The 4,934-nt window shown below is 41.4% G+C and carries 3 protein-coding genes; all 3 read left to right on the top strand.

Translation table 11 applies throughout. From position 1 onward, the window contains the following. Positions 1-1,961 (top strand): ATP-dependent zinc metalloprotease FtsH (gene ftsH / locus ACFIO3_RS08895; RefSeq protein WP_375704336.1); only part of this gene is annotated, 1,961 nt, incomplete at its 5' end. Positions 1,962-2,511: 550 nt separating this feature from the next. Next, complete coding sequence (gene glmM / locus ACFIO3_RS08890) at positions 2,512-3,876, top strand: phosphoglucosamine mutase (protein ID WP_375609303.1); 1,365 nt, start codon at positions 2,512-2,514, stop codon at positions 3,874-3,876. Between the two features lie 734 nt (positions 3,877-4,610). After that, positions 4,611-4,757 (top strand): type II toxin-antitoxin system RelB/DinJ family antitoxin, encoded by a 147-nt coding sequence (locus ACFIO3_RS08885; RefSeq protein ID WP_375606528.1) that lies wholly within the window; start codon positions 4,611-4,613, stop codon positions 4,755-4,757. Positions 4,758-4,934 lie beyond the last annotated feature (177 nt).

Raw genomic sequence — 4,934 nt, 5'->3', positions numbered from 1 at the left:
CTATTTCAACCTATGCTCCACGAGATCCAGGTTTGATACAAAAATTGGAAAGCAAAAACGTCAATGTTAAAGCTATTCCTGAAAGCTCTGGAAATAGTATTTTCCTCAATCTCCTCTTTTCCTTATTGCCTGTTATTATTATCGTGGGGGCGTGGGTCTTTTTTATGCGGCAAATGCAAAATGGATCACGTGGTGCAATGGGGTTTGGGAAGTCAAAAGCAAGATTGCTTAATGAAGCGCAAGGACGTGTTACTTTTAAAGATGTTGCCGGTGTTGAAGAAGCAAAGCAAGATCTTCAAGAAATTGTTGAATTTTTACGCGAACCACAAAAATTTCAACGTTTAGGAGGCCGTATTCCACGCGGTGTTTTGCTTGTTGGTCCTCCAGGAACCGGTAAAACTTTGCTCGCACGCTCTGTGGCTGGTGAAGCCAATGTGCCATTCTTCACCATTTCAGGGTCTGATTTTGTTGAAATGTTTGTAGGTGTTGGGGCGAGCCGTGTGCGTGATATGTTCGAACAGGCTAAAAAAAATGCCCCTTGTATTATCTTTATCGATGAAATTGATGCTGTTGGGCGCCATCGGGGTGCTGGACTAGGAGGGGGAAACGATGAACGCGAGCAAACCTTAAATCAGTTGCTTGTTGAAATGGATGGGTTTGAGCCCAATGAAAGTATTATTCTTATTGCTGCAACAAACCGTCCCGATGTTCTTGATCCCGCTTTATTGAGACCAGGGCGTTTTGATCGGCAAGTTGTTGTGCCAAACCCTGATGTTTCTGGGCGTGAACAAATCTTGAAAGTGCATGTGCGCAATGTGCCTTTAGCGCCCAACGTTGATCTGAAGATTTTGGCAAGAGGTACACCAGGATTTTCCGGTGCGGATCTGATGAATCTGGTCAATGAAGCTGCTCTTATGGCTGCAAGCCGTAATAAAAGAGTCGTGACAATGCAAGAATTCGAAGATGCGAAAGATAAGGTGATGATGGGGGCTGAGCGTCGTTCAACCGCTATGACACAAGAAGAAAAAGAACTCACTGCCTATCACGAAGCAGGACATGCTATTGTGGCTCTTAATGTGCCAGTTGCTGATCCTGTCCACAAAGCAACAATTGTCCCAAGGGGAAGGGCCTTGGGAATGGTGATGCAATTGCCTGAAGGTGATCGCTATTCCATGAGTTATCGTTGGATGATTTCTCGTCTGGCCATTATGATGGGTGGACGTGTGGCTGAAGAATTGAAATTTGGAAAGGAAAATATCACCTCCGGTGCTTCTTCTGATATTGAACAAGCAACCAAATTAGCGCGCGCAATGATCACACGATGGGGATTTTCTGATCTGCTTGGGAATGTTGCTTATGGAGATAACCAAGATGAAGTCTTTTTGGGTCATTCTGTTGCGCGAACACAAAACGTTTCTGAAGAAACAGCGCGCATGATTGATATGGAAGTGCGTAAGCTTATTGATGATGCCTATAAAAATGCTACAGAAATTTTGAAAACAAAAAGAAAAGAATGGTTTGCTTTGGCACAAGGTTTGTTGGAATATGAGACTTTAACGGGAGCTGAAATTAACGAAGTTATTGCAGGAAAGCCTCCTTCACGCACACAGAAAGATGAGAATGCTGCACCACGGGGATCCTCTGTTCCGAAAACTGGAACAGTGAGGGTAGAGACAGCAGGCGCAGAGGAAAAAGACGCTGAAACAGCGCCTAAAATAGCAACTCATAAGGTAGAGACTGATAAACTAGAAGAGGGTAAGGCAGAGGGAGCTGTAGGGAAGAAAACAGCAAAATCCAGTGATGTTGAACCTAAGGAGCTTCAGTCTAAAAAAGTGCAATCGGATGAGACTGAGAAAAAAGCGCAAAGCACAAAAGGTACCACAAAATCAGTCAACCGCTCTAAAAGTAAAAGCAGTGCAGAAAAAAAGTCAAATACGGTGGGACATGATAAAGGAAAATAGGAGCCTTTTAAGAACGCTTGAGTGACGATGTTTTAGGAAAACTTCTAAATTTTTTGAGAAAGGCGCAAGCTTTGTTTGCGCCTTTCTTGCAATATTTGCAAAAATATGGAAGCAAAAAAATTAAGCAAAGCCGTTGTATGATGACGGCTTTAGCATGCTACAAGGCGAGGTGTACTGTTGCTTTTCTAATGTGGTAGGGGTTGTAAGGTTAGGTGATAGATTTTCTTGCTGATTTGGTAGGGTATGAGGTTTGGTGCTGAGTTTCTTTACGGATTTAGCAAGTGTGTGAGATTATCCGTTGGTTGTGTTAAAGGGATGTGTAGAGCATTTTGAGGAGATAATATTTCTTTTATGTGTGAGGGTGTAACATAATTGTTTGAGAGTGGTTTAGATGTGTAGATGGTGAATAGGGGGCTTGATTGTCTAAATGCATGAAGGTTTAAGATCAATGATCTGATTTTATACGGGGAGAGGAGGACTATTGTACCAAGGGGGCTTTTAGGGGTTTAAAAAAGTCAAAGGGAAAAAGTAGATATTAAAGGAAAGAGGTATGGTACAAAAATATTTTGGTACAGATGGAATTCGGGGGAAAGCCAATTCATTTCCGATGACACCCGATTTTGCTATGAAGGTAGGGATGGCGGTAGGGGTTTTATTCCGCTCACAACATCAATCACGTCGTGTGGTGATTGGAAAGGATACACGATTATCGGGCTATATGTTGGAAAACGCTTTGGTTTCAGGATTGACTGCTGCGGGGATGGAAGCTTTTTTATTGGGTCCAGTGCCAACACCTGCTGTTGCAATGCTTTGCCGCTCTTTGCGCGCGGATCTTGGGGTGATGATTTCTGCTTCTCATAATCCCTTCTATGATAATGGAATTAAACTTTTTGGTCCTGATGGTTTTAAGCTTTCAGATGATATGGAAGCGAAAATTGAACAATTAATCGATACAGATCTTTCAAAATCTTTAGCAAGTTCTGCCGAAATTGGTTATGCAAAACGGGTTGAAGGGGATATTTATCGTTATATTGAATATGCCAAACGAACTCTGCCGCGCGATGTTCGCTTGGATGCTGTGCGTATTGTTGTGGATTGTGCCAATGGGGCGGCTTATAAAGCGGCTCCTCGTGCTTTATGGGAATTGGGGGCTGAGGTTTTTGCTATTCATGATGAGCCAAATGGTACCAATATTAATCAAAAATGTGGGTCAACCGATTTAAGTTCTTTAAAACGAAAAGTGCATGAAGTACGTGCTGATGTGGGTATTGCTCTTGATGGAGATGGAGATCGTGTTCTCATTGTTGATGAAAAAGCACAAACGGTTGATGGAGATCAGTTGATTGCTGTAATTGCTGAAAATTGGCATAAAATGGGACGATTACGGTGCAATGGTGTTGTTACAACAATTATGTCAAATCTTGGACTAGAGCGTTTCTTGAACGGCAAAGGGTTGCACCTTGTAAGGACAAAAGTTGGAGACCGTTATGTTGTCGATGCCATGCGCCAAAAGGGATATAATGTTGGTGGTGAGGCTTCTGGGCATATTGTGCTCAGTGATTTTGGCACAACGGGTGATGGCTTGGTGGCTGCCTTGCAGGTTTTAGCCTGTATGAAAGAAAGCCAAAGTCCTATGAGCCAATTGTGTAAACGGTTTGAACCTGTACCGCAAATTTTAAAAAATTTAACGGTTAAAAATAAAAATGTCCTGAAAAAAAATCCTGTTAAAACGGCTATTGATCAAGCAGAGAAAAAGTTGGGAAAAGAAGCACGCCTCGTTATCCGTGCTTCTGGAACTGAACCGGTTATCCGCCTTATGGCTGAAGGCGATGCACGAGAAGTGTTGGATGCGGTCGTAACAGAGTTGATGGATGTTATTACGCAACATGATGCACACGTGGGTGCTGTGCTTTGAGGAATCTTGAATGCTGTGAGGTAAGTAATCAGGGAATCTTTTGAGAGATAGAAGGGAAGTTTGCTACGGGAATTATTTGTTGGAATATAAGGGGATATTTCTAACGTTGAGTAGACTTCAAGCGGGTGACCTTTGAATAAAGGGGAGGCTTCTTATGATGGTTGAGGGGAAGAAAAAGAATAAAGACTAAAGCTTGGAGGCTTGTGTGTGCTAGAGGAGGGGAGATCTTGAGAGAGGGATGAAAATTCTTGAGTTGTATAGAAGAAAAAGCTGGTGAGAGCAGTCAGTCAAAACGGTTATCCAAGAAAAACAGTCGTTGATGAAGGAGTTTTGGGATTCGTGTAATGGCGAAAATCTATCCTTTATACATTGCATATAAGGGAGGATCAGAGATTAGATAAAAAAGGGTTTGGCAATTTATACTGATAAAGCGATGTCGTTTCGTGATTTTGTCTTTAATGTTGTCTTGGGATGTACTTCATAACTATGGGTTTGATTCATCAAAAGTTCTCCCTAAAGAACAACTTCAGGATAAAAAGCTAGTGAACGAGCTTCAAACAGCTGTTCAATTTTTGCAACAAAGACATATACAAGAGATCAACAACGCATCTGTGCGTACAAAGTCAAAAGATGTGATACGGTCAAGAAACCTAATGCATTAGAAACTTTTTATTGTAGCTCATTTGGGTTCTCATTAAAGAGTAACTAAAGGAGGGTTACTTATAAATATAGCGGTGGATTCAAGAGATATTGTGCGAGCATGTATAGATAAGAATTTAAAAAAAGCCCATGAAATATTAGCCCCTCTAGGGCTTACGGTGTCTTATTTTGTACGGATTGCTTTGACTAAAGTTGTCAATGAAAAGGGATTTGTCGTTTGATATGTATGTTCCTAATGAAACAATATATTGATTTATAATGATAATTTAGCGTTCTTCAAGTTGAATTAGCTCCCTAATATCGTAAAATTTTCTCATTTCAAATCTATTCCATGTTGAATCAATCAAAATCATTTGCTTGCACGTCACAAGCGGGGGGGAGTCCATGTGGAAAAAACC

It is taken from the genome of Bartonella sp. AD328YNZD, from assembly GCF_042196425.1.
This window is presented reverse-complemented; position numbering and strand designations above follow the sequence as displayed.